We start from the raw sequence: 12,699 nt of genomic DNA on the forward strand, positions 1-12,699 counted from the left end.
TAATAAAACAAAGCGAGAATCAGCATGAGCAAAATCATTGTGGTGTCCGTACGCGTGGCCAGTTCCGATCAACCTTGCACAGGCGGACTGGCCGTCGCAGTAGATCAATTGTTAAAGCACCCGCAGACCCAGGGCATCTGGCTGGGGTGGAACGGCCAATGTGATCCACAGCCGGGGGCGTTGCGTACCGAAGATCGGGGCAGCTACCAAGCCGTCACCTTCTCCTTCACCCAGGAGCAATACGAACAGTTTTACTGCGGTTACGCGAACACCTGCCTTTGGCCCGCCTTTCACTACCGCCTGGACCTGATGGACTTCCAGACCCACCACTTCCAGCAATACCTGGAGATCAACCGGCAAATTGCCGCTTATTTGCGCCAGATTGCCGAAGAGGACGACTTGATCTGGGTCCATGACTACCACCTGATGCCATTAGCCCATTTTTGCCGAGAGCAAGGAATGCAGCAGGCTATTGGGCTGTTCTTTCACACCCCCTTTCCGTGCCCGGAGATTCTGCGCTCCATTCCCCGCTATGAACAATGGCTGCCCATGCTGCACCATTACGACCAGATTGGCGTCCAAAGCCGTGGCGACCATCATGCGCTGACAGCCGCACTCCAGACCTTAGTGCCACCACGCAAGAGCGAGTCAGGCGCCCGTACCGTCAGCACAGACGTCTATCCCATCAGTATCGACGTGGATCTGGTTCAGGCTCTGGCCAAGGCCCCCTCATGGACCGACAGCGCCACACCAATCGAGCCAGTCAACGGGCCTGACACCATTATCAGTGTGGACAGGCTGGATTACACCAAGGGTCTGGCCTATCGGCTGCGCACCCTGGATACGCTGCTGCGCAGCTACCCGACGCTGCACGGGCAAACAACCTATGTCCAAATCGCCCCCTCTACCCGCGGCGATATTCACGATTATCAAGTCATGCGTGAAGAGCTGGAAAGTCTGGCCGGACAGATTAACGGTCAATTTGCCACGCCAGGCTGGAGTCCGGTGGTGTACATGAACCGCGCCTTTCCGGCCGGCCAGCTGATGCGCATGTTGCGCCGCGCCCGCGTCGGTTTTATCGCACCCTTGCGTGACGGAATGAATCTGGTGGCCAAAGAATATATCGCTGCCCAGGACCCCGCCGACCCCGGTGTCCTGGTTCTGTCCACCTTTACGGGCGCGGCACAATCCCTGCAAGGCGGCTACCTGCCCGTCAACCCATTTGATGCGGACGCCACCGCACGCAGCCTGTATCAGGCCTTGAACATGCCGGTAGAGGAACGACGCCGACGCCACCAGCATTTAATGATGCAACTGCGACAGCAGGACCTGAGGCAGTGGTGCGAACAGTTCCTGCATGATCTTGGCATCAGCTCGGGCTTGAATCAGGCCCATGACCCTCTGGCTGAGCTTCCAGCATCCTGACGCGTACAAATGCATCCGGTTGGTGCTGACCCAGATAGGCCACCAAGCGCTCGCGCAACAAACAGCGCAAGTCGAACAAACGGCCCGAGTCGGCAGCACTGACCAGAAAGCGCAACTGCATCCCCCACTCATTGGTATCGGTCACCTGCAACACCTGAACGCGCCCATCCCACAATTCAGAGGACTCGCACAAGTCCTTGAATGCCGCGTTCAAGCCCTGCATTTCAACCTTGTAGTCCACCCATAGAAATACCGTGCCCAGCAAAGAGGCGCTGCGACGGGTCCAGTTCTGGAAGACAGTTTCTACAAACCATTGCAAGGGAACGATCAGACGGCGCTCGTCCCACACACGTACCACCACATAAGTGGCCGTGATTTCCTCTATCCGGCCCCACTCCCCTTCCACAATCACCACATCGTCAATGCGTATGGGCTGGGTGAATGCGATCTGCAAACCGGCAATAAAGTTACCCAGCACCGGCCGGGCAGCAATACCGGCTACCAGCCCCGCTACCCCGGCCGATGCCAGCAGGCTGGTGCCCAGTTGCCGTGCGCCGGGTAGAACCATCAAAGCAAAGGACAGCCCGAACAAGACCAGCAAGAAATGCACACTGCGTGCCAGCACGCGCGCCTGGGTGTAGATCTGACGCGAACGCAGATTGTCGGACACATTCAAGGGATGACGCACCACCACAAGCTGGAACAGAGATTCGACTGCACTCATCAGCATCCAGGTCGTGCAGATAATCAGCACCAGCATGTCCCCAACGATCAGATAGGACTGCCACTTGGCCGAAATAGGGGCCAGCGGAATACATATCCGTAAAAATACGGCCAGAAAAAACAGCCGCGACGGCCAGCGTATCCGCTCGCTGAAAAACCGCAGAAAGTGCTCTGGCGAGGCCAGTCTTTCAATAATCTTGCCACCCAGAAAATGCACCAGCAGCAGTATCGCCCAGCCGCCCAGCAATAACAGCAGCCACATCCACCACGTCATTGACATCATGATTGCTCTCCTGAAAACCATGTCTCCAGATACAGCAACTTGTGTGCCGCGCCCCGCCCCCAGGCAGTCAGGCACGCTTTGTGCTGGGTCAGTCATAACCAATCACGTGATTGGTGTTCTTTCTCAAGGAGAGTTATATGACCCAGCACACAAACAAACAGGATCATAAAGATCAACGTGGCTTTGCCTCCATGGACGACAAAAAGCAGCGCGAGATTGCTGCTGAAGGTGGGCGTGCCTCGCACGAAAAAGGCACCGCGCACGAGTTCACCTCGGAAGAGGCCCGTGAGGCTGGCGCTAAAGGCGGCCGTGTAGCCCATGAACGCGGTACGGCGCACGAGTTCAACTCTGAAGAAGCTCGCGAAGCCGGTGCCAAGGGCGGTCGCGCCGCTCATGAAAAGGGCACAGCTCACGAGTTCACTTCCGAAGAAGCCCGTGAAGCCGGTGCCAAGGGTGGCCGGGCAGCCCATGAAAAGGGCACGGCCCATGAGTTCGACTCCGAGGAGGCCCGCAAGGCCGGCGCCAAAGGTGGCAAGGCCACCCAGGACCAGCGACGCTAAGCCTTAACCAAGCCCCAGTTGGACGCGGCGCACCCACCAGGGCCGCCGCGCCCTGTCCCATTCCTTGTCTATTTCAGGAGCCGTCATGACAACGCGTCAAACAGTGAAAGAGCAACGTCACCTGCAAGAACAGCAGGACCAGAAGGACAAGAACGGGGTCGGCCAGAACGAGCCCGTCACGCACGATAAGAGCCACCCAGGCAGCGATTACCCCACTCCCCCCCTGCCGCAACAACACCTGGAAAAGCCTGGGTGTGAAAGTGACCTGGACCCGGCCCCCCGCTACGAAGCCTCCAGCTACAAGGGCAGCGGCAAGCTGGAAGGAAAAGTCGCCGTGATTACTGGGGGTGACTCGGGCATAGGTCGAGCCGTTGCCGTGCTCTATGCCCGAGAAGGTGCCGATGTGGCGATTGTGTATTTGCACGAGGATGAAGATGCCGGACGCACTCGTCTGGCCGTCGAGGCCGAAGGCCGCCAATGCCTGACACTGCGCGGCGATGTGAAAGACCCTGAATTTTGCCGACAAGCGATTGAGCAGGTACTGGACCGCTTCGGTCACCTGAATATTCTGGTCAACAATGCCGGCTTTCAGGAACATGCCCAATCCTTGCTGGACCTGACCCCGGAGCGACTCAATGAAACCTTCCACACCAATATCTATGGCTATATCTACATGGCCCAGGCCTGCCTGCCGCACCTTCACGCGGGCGATGCCATCGTCAATACCAGCTCGGTCACAGCCTTGCGCGGGGCCGCTCATCTGCTGGACTACTCCAGCACCAAGGGCGCCATTATTGCCTTCACGTACTCCCTGGCGGCCAACCTGGCGCCCAAAGGTATACGTGTAAACGCGGTCGCTCCCGGACCCGTCTGGACCCCCTTGAACCCCGCCGACTCCCCGGCCGAAAAAATCCCCGAGTTTGGTGCCGATACGGTCTTTGGCCGCCCCGCCCAGCCGGAAGAACTGGCGCCTGCCTATGTCTACCTGGCCAGCCCGATCACCGCCAGCTACATCACCGGCACCGTGCTCCCCATCACGGGTTACCCAGGAAGCTGATATGAATAACGCTCTGCATTTGGATCAGACCGCCTTGTTTCTGGATCTGGACGGCACGCTGGTCCCCTTGGCTGCGCGGCCTGACCAGGTATTTCTTCCCCCGTCCACCGCCGGCCTGCTGCTGAATCTGCACGCTGCCTGCGACGGCGCGGTGGCACTGGTTTCAGGCCGCGACTATGACAGCCTGCATATCGCCTGCACCAAGCTTCCGCTTGCCATGATCAGCAGCCACGGCGCAGCCATGTATGACGCCGAGGGTCAGGAATGCTGGAACATCCCGATCAACCCGGCTGAGCACCACAGCCTGTCCCGCTCTGTCGCCGCCCTGATCCACCCCTACTCACTGGTTTGGATGGAGCGCAAATCGCACGGTGTGGCTGTGCACTTTCGGCAACGCCCTGAAGTTGGCGAGGCCTTGGCCACCGAACTGCACGTGCTGTGCTCAGAGTATCCCGGCTTTGATCTGATCCGCGGACATTGTGTCATCGAACTGCGCATGAGCGGCTTTGACAAAGGCCAAGCCCTGGCCCGGGCCCAACGCCTGCCCGCGTTCGCCGACCGCAAGCCCGTCATGATTGGCGACGACTTGACCGATGAGGCCGCCTTTGAGTTTGTGAACCAGAAAGGCGGGCTGAGCATACGCATCGGTCCTCAGGAGCCAGCCAGCGCGGCCCAGCTTTCCTTGCCACACCCCTCTGACCTGCTGACTCTTTTACAAACCAGCCTGCTGGAGACACGTTTTTTCTCCGACCTGGCACAACGAACGCCATCAGGCGCCAAGATGGTGGCGCCATGAGCCACTGACACCTGCCGCACTCTCTTTACTCAGAAGGATGGCCCCATGAGCAAGATTCTCACCTCTCCGCCCAAGACCTCCTTGCAAATCAGCCTGCCCAGCAAAGGCTGCAACAAAGGCACGCTCCAGGGTCTGGAATTCATGGCCAGAGAACTGGCGCAATTCCTGGATCTGCCTCGCATCCGTATTGACTATGAAGACCAGCTAAAGCCCAGTATGGGGGATGCCTACTACCTGCCCCTGCATACGTTGAAACTGGAGCAGGCGCAGCAACTGGGTATCGAACAGCCCTCGCAGCTGTACGGGGGCGTGGTGCCGTATGACTTTCTGGCTCATAAAACAGTCGCTCATCCCCTTCCCCAGGACGATATGGATCGCCCGCAAGGCTGGAACAATGAGTTGGGCCTGGCATTACGCCATACCGTCTTGCAGGGCTACAGCGTCTTTTCAAGAAACGACGCACTGCGCACGATGAGCCTTCTGGATGAGGCAGGCCAAACCGGTATACGGGCCAAGCTGGCCAGCGGCAATGCAGGCAAAGGGCAAAAGGTGATCTACAGCCGTCAGGAGCTGGAAGAGCTCTTGAAACTGCCTCAGTGGCAAAGTGAGCTGGCACACGGCCTGGTACTGGAAGAGAACCTGCTCGATGGTGAGACCTTCAGCATTGGCCAGACCCAGGTGGGCGAACAGCTTTTTTCCTATATCGGCCAGCAGCGGCAGACGAGCACCTGTCAGCAAGAATCCGTATACGGCGGTACCAGTCTGCTAATGGTTCGAGGCGGATTCCTGCAATTGCTGAAACTCTCTGGCATGAAGCGCATTGCGCACCTGGTTGAGATGACCATGAGCTACGAAAAAAACATCAGCCAGGCTTTTCCGCAACTGTATGCCTCACGTCGCAACTATGACCTCATCGTGGGCAAGAATGCGCGTGGCCATTACAAGGCTGGCGTGCTGGAACACTCCTGGCGTTTCGGCGGGGCTTCCATTGCCGAGATTCTGGCCATACGCAACCTGCAATTGCACCCTGAACTCCAGCACACCCACGCGTGGACACGCGAGCGTTATCTGGACGACGCCAGCTCCATAGAGAACTCCCCTCATCTCTACAGCCTCGACCAAGAAGGCGAGGCTTATCTGGCCCGCTTTGGAGGTCCCCTGCCATCATGAGTACGGAAATCTTCAATACCACGATCAAAGTGCCACACCAGCAACTGGATGCACGCCTGCTAGTCCCCCAATCCCCTGTCCCTGGCATTTTGTTCGTGCACGGTTGGGGCGGCAGCCAGCACTTTGACCTGAAACGCGCCCACACCATTGCCGGTATGGGCTGTATTTGTCTGACCTTTGATCTTGCCGGGCACAATGCCAATCAGCACGAGCGCGAGAACGTCACCCGAGAACAGAACTTTCAGGACATCTGCGCGGCCTTTGACACCTTGAGCAGCCACCCTATGGTGGACTCCAGCTCCATCGCCATTGTGGGGCACAGTTATGGCGCCTATCTGGCCTGCCTGTTAAGTGAATTTCGATCGGTACGCTGGCTCAGCTTGCTGGCTCCTGCCTTGTACCCGGACGACGACTGGCTGTCTCCAAAGGATCAGCTCAACCGAGAGTTGCTGCAGGACTACCGTCTGCATACTCATTCTCCGCAAGAGAACCGCGCCTTGCAGGCCTGCTCCAAATTCACGGGAGATGTTCTGCTGTTTGAAGCGGAATACGATGAGCTGATTCCCCGCCAGACCTTGCTAACGTATCGCCAAGCCTTCAGCCAGGCTCACTCCCTGACACATCGAGTGCTGGAAGGCAGCAACCACGCGCTGGACGAGAAAGTCGCCCAGCGTGATTACTCCGTGCTGCTTTATCGCTGGATTCAGGAAATGATTATTGGCGCCCGTATTGGGCACCTGCCCAATAACACCACTTGACTCACGCGACAGCCGGACGGTTGGCATAGCCGGAGACAAACTCCTTGGCCTGCCCAGTCTGCGGGTCAAAGACGTGACGGCGTACCTTGCCGATATCCGCACCATAAACGTGAATGCTGATGGACACCTGGTCGTCATACATATTGGAGACCTCGTGTATATCACCCACCGTGGGTGACACCACTTCCACCACGCCTGGTTCCAGAGTCTGTGTGTCTTGTTCTGTCATATGGCCGGTATCGGGATCACGGTCAAAAGGCCGGGAGCGTTCCGCGCCACGCAACATACCAATCAAGCCCCACACGGTGTGGTCGTGGATAGGGGTTTTCTGGCCGGGCCCCCACACAAAGCTGACCACGGAAAAGCGTTCCTGCGGACAGCAATACAGCAAGTACTGCTGATAAAACTGGGGATGGGGCTGGGTGTACTCCGGGGCCAGCCAATCGTCCTGGGCCACCAGTTCGCCCAGCAGGACACGGCCATCACGCAGGATATCCGCCTCGGCGACAGCCGGGCGGCCGGTCAATTCATTCATCCCTTGAATAAAACGCTCAAAACGGGGGTGCATAAGGGGATGTCTCCATAGTTGACTGGGCCTTGCGGCCCAATTCGTGAATCAGTTCTTATTTGTTCAGATACACCGGGGCACGTTTTTCTTTGAACGCGTTCATCCCTTCCTTGGCATCATAACTATCCTCGATCGCTTTCAGTTGCCGCATGGTGCGCGCCATTTGCTCGGACGGGCCGCGCGTCAGCACTTCATTATTGATAAAGCGCTTCAAGGTTTGCAAAACACGCGGCGACATCTTGGCCAAGTCCTGCGCCATACGCACAGCAGCCTGGACTTGCTCGCCTACCGGCACCACTTCATTGGCAAAACCCAGATCGTAAGCACGGCGGGCTTCCAGCGTACGGCACAACAAGATCACTTCCATGGCGGCATGATGCGGAATGCGCGAGGCCAGGCCCGAGATGATGCCGCCAGTAAAGCCCAGCTTGGCTTCGGGGTAGGAGAACTTGGCGCTCTCGGACGCTACCAGCAAATCCGTCATCATGGCCATCACCAGGGCTCCACCCACACACCAACCACTAACGGCCGCAATAATGGGCTTGTCGGTTTCAAAGCCTACCGTGGGAATGGCGCGCCACAACTCGGGCCACTCATTAATATCCGCCCCGGCAGAAAAAGCATCATTGCCTGCCCCGGTCAGCACGGCTACACGACGTGTGGGGTCTTCGTCAAAGGCCAGAAATGCCTGCTGCAGTTCCTTGACCACGGTAGCGCTCAAGGCATTGCGGCGATCAGGACGGTTGATCGTGAAGATGGAAACACCGTCATCATGGTTTTCTACAAGAATGCACTGATAATCCGACATGGTTTACTCCTCCTGGGTATTTTTCAAAGAATAGGTTTTGGTTTTATTCGCCTATGGACAGGCGGGCATCGACGGCGTGACAGCGGGTAGCCGCCACGATCAAGGGGTTGATATCCAATTCAAAGTTGGTGTCGCGCAAGTCGTGGGCCAGGAAGCTGACACGCACAATCGCATCGAGCACACCGTCACGATCCAGCATGCGTCCCCGGTACCCCTTCAGCAGCTTGTCGATCATCAAGGTAGATAAAAGTCGATCTGCATCAGCCAGGGTTAAAGGGGCCGCGGCAATCACCCGGTCTGACAACATTTCCACCAGAATGCCGCCTGCACCAAACACCACGACCGGGCCAAACTGCGCATCCTGACGTGCCCCGATCAGCAGTTCCACATCCCCTTTGGCCATGGCCTGTACCAGCACGCCTTCCAGACGGGCATCTGCTTTATAGGCTTTGGCATTGGCGTAGAGCCGGGCAAAATCGCGTCGCAAGCTGGCGTCGTCGGCCACATCCAGCGCCACCCCACCCGCTTCGGTTTTATGGACGATGTCGGGAGACACAATCTTCATCACCACCGGATAGCCAATCTGTTCGGCCAGCACCACAGCCTGTTCCACGTCCTCGCACACCTGGCCCAGATTCACGGGCAGGCCGTAATGCGCCAGCAGACGTTTGGACTGATCTTCATTCAAAACACCGCGCGGCATGACCGTGGGCGCTTGGCAGGCACTGGGACGCAAGGCTTGCTGGCGCGGCACGAACCGAGCGTGACGCTTCCAGGCGGACAAGGCCAGCGCTGCTTCCAGGCTGGAGCTGGCATACGCATGGCCATGCTGGGCCAGTTTCTGCCGCAAAGGCTCGGATGTTGCGCCCGCATCAAACGCCACCATCACGGGCTTGGCCCAGTGCGGTTCGGGGTGGATGATTTTTTCAATCAGGGCCGCCATCCACTCCTGCGGACACATGGAAGCCGTGATCAATACCGCGTCACTTTGCTGATCCTGCATCAAGGCATCCAAAGTAGCGCGGGCCACTTCTGTGGAGTCCTGCGTCAGACGCGCTCCCAGATCAACCGGGTTATCCGCCTGCCCTGCCGGGTAGTGGGCAGCCAGAGCCTGCTTGGTAGTAGCGGAAAAACTGGACAGTTCCACGCCATGCTCAGCCAAAGCATCTGCAGCCAAGGCCCCACCGCCACCCGAAGGCGTCACAATCGCGACTTTGGAGATCTTGTTGCTGGTAAAGCGCACCATGCTGTTTGCCAGCAAGAGCATGGCCCCCATATCGTCCATCAGGCTGATGCCTTCATCGCGACAGACACTGGCAAACACATCATGGTCGCCCGCTACGCTGGCAGTATGCGAAAAGGCGGCCGCCTTGCCCGCACTGGAGCGCCCTGCCTTGACGGCCAGCCAGGGCTTGCCCGCGGCCTGCGCCCGACGAGCTGCGCGACGCAAAGCCTGGGTATCTTTAATGCCCTCTATATAAGTACAGATCACTTGCGTCTTGGGATCATCAATCAGGAAATCCACAAAGTCGCACAGATCCAGGTCAGCCTGATTACCCACCGAAAAACCGTAGGTAAAGCCACCGCCCATCGCCCAGGCCCGATCAAAATAGGTAGTCATCAAGGCACCGCTTTGGCTGACAAAACCAATAGGCCGTTCCGGCAGGCTGTCTCTGTCCAGCACCGGCGAAGAGCACAGCACCAGACTGCGGCTGGGGCTGATCATGCCCAGGCAATTGGGGCCGATCAGTCGCATGCCCGAGTCACGACAGATACGCAGCAAGGCCTGCTCGCGCTCCAGCCCGCGCTCGCCTGCATCAGCAAAGCCTGCGGAGATCACCAGCAAACCGCGTACCCCCATTTGGGCCGCAATCTGCGCCTGTTCCAGAACGGTATCGGCCCCCACCGTAAACACGGCCAGATCCGGAGCGCTATCCAGTGCAGCCAGACCGGGCACAGCGGGCAAACCAAACAAACTGCTGCGGCTGGGATTGATAGGCAGGACCTTGCCGCCATAACCGTGCTTGAGCAGCATACGGAACAGTCGCCCGCCAAACTTGGACTGATCTTCCGAGGCGCCGACCAAAGCTATGGATGCCGGGTCCAGCAAAGCGTCCAGCGTGCTGGCGCAAGTGACGGTTTCCATCACGTTTGTCTCCTGTTGGTGTTTCTGTGAGCGTTTAGTCATCGCTCATCTTGATGGTCTTGAGCAGCTCGCTGTAATAAGCCCGACTCTGCTCCAGATCCTTGGCATACGCATCGCCGTCTTTCCAGCTGGCACTGACACTGATGCGGTGGAAACGCTCTTGAGTCTGCGGCTCGGCCAGAATTTCTTCGGTAGCCTTGGCCAGCTTCTTCATGACATCGTCAGGGGTGCCAGCCGGCACCGCCAGCCCCCAGAACCCTTCAAAAGGCAGGGCCAAATCAAAACCGGCTTCTTTCGGTGTGGGCACATCCGGCAGTTCGGGATGACGCACGCTGGCATAGGTCACCAGGGCTTTGGCCTTGCCGCTTTTCACCAGCTCCAGCCCGACTCCATCAATAAAGAAATCGATGTGATTGCCCATCAAAGCCGTCATGGTGTCTGCCGAGCCTTTGAACGGCACGTGCAACAGGTCCAGCTTCTGGGAGTTTTCCAGAATCTCGCCCGCCAAATGACCGCCAGACGCAATACCTGCCGAACCATAGGTCAAGGTGCCGGGCTCCTTACGGGCCAGCTCGACAAACTCTTTCAGATTGGAGACGGGCAAATCATTGCGCACCGTCATGATGGGCAGGTAACCGGCCAGACTGCCTACAAAATCAAAGCCCTTGATCGGGTCATAAGGCACGTCGCGTATATAGGGCAGCACGGTAAAGGCGGTGCTGGTGGCCAGCAACAAGGTGTAGCCATCAGGTTTGGCGCGACCGACGATCGACGTGCCCAGCGAGGTGGTGCCGCCGGGCCGGTTTTCAATCACGATGGGAACGCCAAGCTTGACGCGCAGACGGTCGGCAAACAGACGCGCCAGATTGTCGCTGTTACCGCCTGGGGGATAGGGAACCACAAAGGTCACTTCACGGCTGGGATAGGTATCGGCCGCGATGGCCGCCGGGGCAGAAAAGCTGCTGACTGCCGCCAGTCCCGAGACCAGCACTGTGCGTAGAAACCCTGTGCGCGAAAAAAAAGAACTGAACATGATCCTTGCCTCCTGTGTGAGAGTTTTTCTCTCTTGGTGTTCCAATATATAGAACGCTGTTCTTGTTTTTGATATTAAAAATGCCGTGAGAACGGCTTGAATACAACAGACAGCAACAACACAAGCAACTTAGGACAACGGTTCAAATAGTGGGATATTTGATTTCAGGTGTCAACTATTAAACCCCTTCGGGATTTCCCCAGTTCGATCATCTGGTCGCATTGGACTTGACCGCAACGAGCTTCTGGATAAAATGAAAACACTGCTTTTTCCATGTCAATTTGAAGAACGCTGTTCCAAATATCAGAACACAAACCCTTAACTGATCGAAGGAATTCACTCATGTTCTCTGCCATCGTCATCGACAAAACCGACGGCCAATACAAAGCCAGCCTGCAATCCCTGGACGAGTCCGCCCTGCCCGAAGGCCAGGTTACCGTCCGCATCGACTACTCCACCCTGAATTTCAAAGACGGCCTGGCCATGACGGGTAAATCCCCCGTAGTGCGCCAGTTCCCCATGGTGCCCGGCATCGACTTTGCTGGCACAGTGACCGACAGCAGCGACCCGAATTTCAAGTCCGGCCAGAAAGTGGTGCTTAACGGCTGGGGCTTGGGTGAGGTCCATTGGGGCGGTCTGGCACAGCAAGCACGCGTGAAAGGCGATTGGCTGATTCCGCTGCCCGACGCTTTCTCCACCCAGCAAGCCATGATGATAGGCACCGCCGGCTATACCGCTGCCCTGTGCGTGCGTGCCTTGCAGCGCCAAGGCGTCACGCCGGACAAGGGACCGATTCTGGTGACAGGTGCCGCGGGTGGCGTGGGCAGTGTCAGCGTGGCCCTGCTGCATGCCCTGGGCTACACCGTCATGGCCAGCACGGGCCGACCTCAGGAAGAAAGCTATCTGAAGGCGCTGGGCGCCAGCGAGATTGTGGACCGCAACACCTTGAGCGAACCGGGCAAGCCACTGGGCAAGGAGCGCTGGGCCGGAGCCATCGACAGCGTAGGCAGCCATACCCTGGCCAATGTTTGCGCAGGCACGCAATACCTGGGCGCAGTCGCCGCTTGCGGTCTGGCCCAAGGCATGGATTTCCCCGCTTCCGTGGCCCCCTTCATTCTGCGTGGTGTGCAATTGATTGGGGTGGACAGCGTCCATTGCCCCAAACCCGAGCGCCTGGCGGCCTGGGACTTGCTGGCCAAGCATTTGTCTATCGAAGCCCTGGAGCGCATCGGCGCCAGCACCATCACACTTTCCCAAGCCATTGATCAAGCCGGCCAGTTACTGGAAGGCAAGGTACGCGGCCGCATCGTGGTTGATGTGAACGCATAAGGCCCTGTCGGCCCCCATCTACCTATCATGCTCTGGAGCTGAT

At 58.1% G+C, this 12,699-nt stretch carries 12 protein-coding genes; 7 read left to right on the plus strand and 5 right to left on the minus strand.

Annotated elements, in window-relative coordinates:
- Positions 1-24 precede the first annotated feature (24 nt).
- Entirely contained in the window at positions 25-1,425 is a 1,401-nt protein-coding gene (locus tag KOE80_RS04300; RefSeq protein ID WP_226348435.1) for an alpha,alpha-trehalose-phosphate synthase (UDP-forming), read from the plus strand.
- On the opposite strand, the gene KOE80_RS04305 is transcribed toward KOE80_RS04300, so the two are convergent.
- Complete coding sequence (locus tag KOE80_RS04305) at positions 1,370-2,431, minus strand: mechanosensitive ion channel family protein (RefSeq protein WP_226348436.1); 1,062 nt, start codon at positions 2,429-2,431, stop codon at positions 1,370-1,372. The two genes, KOE80_RS04300 and KOE80_RS04305, sit on opposite strands and share 56 nt — an antisense overlap.
- 137 nt (positions 2,432-2,568) lie before the next feature.
- On the opposite strand from KOE80_RS04305, the gene KOE80_RS04310 reads away from it, so the two are divergent.
- From KOE80_RS04310 to KOE80_RS04330, 5 genes are all read left to right on the plus strand, one after another.
- Entirely contained in the window at positions 2,569-2,991 is a 423-nt protein-coding gene (locus KOE80_RS04310) for a KGG domain-containing protein (protein ID WP_226348437.1), read from the plus strand.
- An 85-nt stretch (positions 2,992-3,076) separates the two neighbouring features.
- Positions 3,077-4,048, plus strand: coding sequence for an SDR family oxidoreductase (locus KOE80_RS04315; RefSeq protein WP_022983321.1), 972 nt, complete (start codon positions 3,077-3,079; stop codon positions 4,046-4,048).
- A 1-nt stretch (position 4,049) separates the two neighbouring features.
- A complete protein-coding gene (otsB, locus tag KOE80_RS04320; protein WP_226348438.1) occupies positions 4,050-4,844 on the plus strand; it encodes a trehalose-phosphatase in 795 nt (264 codons plus the stop codon).
- A 45-nt stretch (positions 4,845-4,889) separates the two neighbouring features.
- A complete protein-coding gene (locus KOE80_RS04325) occupies positions 4,890-6,014 on the plus strand; it encodes a DUF3182 family protein (RefSeq protein ID WP_226348439.1) in 1,125 nt (374 codons plus the stop codon).
- Positions 6,011-6,772: an alpha/beta hydrolase family protein gene (locus KOE80_RS04330; protein WP_226348440.1), complete on the plus strand. Its 762-nt coding sequence runs from the start codon at positions 6,011-6,013 to the stop codon at positions 6,770-6,772. Before KOE80_RS04325 ends, KOE80_RS04330 begins: the two co-directional genes overlap by 4 nt.
- 1 nt (position 6,773) lies before the next feature.
- Here the strand turns inward: KOE80_RS04330 and KOE80_RS04335 are convergent, their stop codons facing one another.
- From KOE80_RS04335 to KOE80_RS04350, 4 genes are read right to left on the minus strand one after another with little or no spacing between them, the layout of a single operon-like run.
- Complete coding sequence (locus KOE80_RS04335) at positions 6,774-7,340, minus strand: cysteine dioxygenase (protein ID WP_060186695.1); 567 nt, start codon at positions 7,338-7,340, stop codon at positions 6,774-6,776.
- A 55-nt stretch (positions 7,341-7,395) separates the two neighbouring features.
- Positions 7,396-8,148, minus strand: a complete 753-nt coding sequence (locus KOE80_RS04340) for an enoyl-CoA hydratase/isomerase family protein (RefSeq protein WP_035273445.1) — start codon at positions 8,146-8,148, stop codon at positions 7,396-7,398.
- Positions 8,149-8,191: 43 nt separating this feature from the next.
- The gene (locus KOE80_RS04345; protein WP_060186693.1) at positions 8,192-10,294 is read right to left on the minus strand and encodes an acetate--CoA ligase family protein; all 2,103 of its coding nucleotides are present in this window, start codon (positions 10,292-10,294) and stop codon (positions 8,192-8,194) included.
- 34 nt (positions 10,295-10,328) lie between these two features.
- Complete coding sequence (locus tag KOE80_RS04350; protein WP_226348441.1) at positions 10,329-11,327, minus strand: Bug family tripartite tricarboxylate transporter substrate binding protein; 999 nt, start codon at positions 11,325-11,327, stop codon at positions 10,329-10,331.
- Between the two features lie 342 nt (positions 11,328-11,669).
- Here KOE80_RS04350 and KOE80_RS04355 point away from each other — a divergent pair, with 342 nt between their 5' ends.
- Entirely contained in the window at positions 11,670-12,656 is a 987-nt protein-coding gene (locus KOE80_RS04355) for an MDR family oxidoreductase (protein ID WP_035273442.1), read from the plus strand.
- Positions 12,657-12,699: the final 43 nt, after the last annotated feature.

This window comes from Alcaligenes sp. 13f (assembly GCF_020496585.1).
Taxonomy (GTDB): Bacteria; Pseudomonadota; Gammaproteobacteria; order Burkholderiales; family Burkholderiaceae_B; genus Alcaligenes; species Alcaligenes phenolicus.

Coding starts and splice junctions, on each gene's coding strand:
- KOE80_RS04305 (WP_226348436.1), bottom strand. CDS start 2,431: ATGATGTCAATGACGTGGTGGATGTGGCTGCTGTTATTGCTGGGCGGC.
- KOE80_RS04340 (WP_035273445.1), bottom strand. CDS start 8,148: ATGTCGGATTATCAGTGCATTCTTGTAGAAAACCATGATGACGGTGTT.
- KOE80_RS04355 (WP_035273442.1), top strand. CDS start 11,670: ATGTTCTCTGCCATCGTCATCGACAAAACCGACGGCCAATACAAAGCC.
- KOE80_RS04345 (WP_060186693.1), bottom strand. CDS start 10,294: ATGGAAACCGTCACTTGCGCCAGCACGCTGGACGCTTTGCTGGACCCG.
- KOE80_RS04300 (WP_226348435.1), top strand. CDS start 25: ATGAGCAAAATCATTGTGGTGTCCGTACGCGTGGCCAGTTCCGATCAA.
- KOE80_RS04330 (WP_226348440.1), top strand. CDS start 6,011: ATGAGTACGGAAATCTTCAATACCACGATCAAAGTGCCACACCAGCAA.
- KOE80_RS04350 (WP_226348441.1), bottom strand. CDS start 11,327: ATGTTCAGTTCTTTTTTTTCGCGCACAGGGTTTCTACGCACAGTGCTG.
- KOE80_RS04315 (WP_022983321.1), top strand. CDS start 3,077: ATGACAACGCGTCAAACAGTGAAAGAGCAACGTCACCTGCAAGAACAG.
- otsB (WP_226348438.1), top strand. CDS start 4,050: ATGAATAACGCTCTGCATTTGGATCAGACCGCCTTGTTTCTGGATCTG.
- KOE80_RS04335 (WP_060186695.1), bottom strand. CDS start 7,340: ATGCACCCCCGTTTTGAGCGTTTTATTCAAGGGATGAATGAATTGACC.
- KOE80_RS04310 (WP_226348437.1), top strand. CDS start 2,569: ATGACCCAGCACACAAACAAACAGGATCATAAAGATCAACGTGGCTTT.
- KOE80_RS04325 (WP_226348439.1), top strand. CDS start 4,890: ATGAGCAAGATTCTCACCTCTCCGCCCAAGACCTCCTTGCAAATCAGC.